The sequence below is a fragment of the Micromonospora sp. PRAS1 genome (assembly GCF_059553435.1).
In genome coordinates this window covers 1-745 of sequence record NZ_JCANNB010000112.1, presented here as the reverse complement: position 1 = coordinate 745, position 745 = coordinate 1, and the positions used below count along the sequence as shown (strand labels likewise).

The 745-nt window shown below is 69.0% G+C and carries 1 protein-coding gene; it reads right to left on the bottom strand.

What is annotated here, in order from left to right:
* On the bottom strand, positions 1-745 hold a 745-nt coding region (locus tag AC507J_RS32315; RefSeq protein WP_496294358.1), incomplete at both ends, for a ketoacyl-synthetase C-terminal extension domain-containing protein.

The following is a 745-nucleotide window of genomic DNA, read 5'->3' as shown; positions in this document are numbered from 1 at the left end:
AGCAAGCCGACCATGGGTGGTGCTGGCGTCGGTGGCCACGGTGTCGAGGCCGGCGAGGAGTTCGTCGCGGTTCGCGCCGACCACCACGGCCCGGTATTCGAGGACGGACCGGTGGGCCAGGGACCAGCCGACGTCCACCGGGTCGAGGGCGGGCCGCTCGCGTACGGCGGTGGCGATCCGGGCCGCGGCGGCGGTAAGCGCCTCGGGGCTGCGGGCGGTCAACACCCAGGGGATGACGGCGGGCGGAAGACCCTCGCGTGGTTCGTCCGGAACGGCCTCCGGCTGTTCGAGAATCAGGTGGGCATTGGTGCCACTGACCCCGAACGAGGAGACTGCGGCGCGGCGGGGTCGGTTGGTTTCCGGCCAGGGTCGGGCCTCGGTCAACAACCGCACATTCCCCGACTCCCAATCCACATGCGGAGTCGGCTCATCCACATGCAACGTCGCCGGCAACACACCATGCGACATCGCCTGCACCATCTTGATCACACCGGCCACGCCCGCAGCGGCCTGGGTGTGGCCGATGTTCGACTTCACCGACCCCAACCACAACGGCTCACCCGAACGCTGCCCATACGTCGCCAACAACGACTGCGCCTCAATCGGATCCCCCAACCGCGTCCCCGTCCCATGCGCCTCCACCACATCCACCTCACCCACACCCAACCCCGCCACACCCAACGCCCGCCGAATCACCCGCTGCTGCGACGGACCATTAGGCGCCGTCAACCCATTCGACGCACCG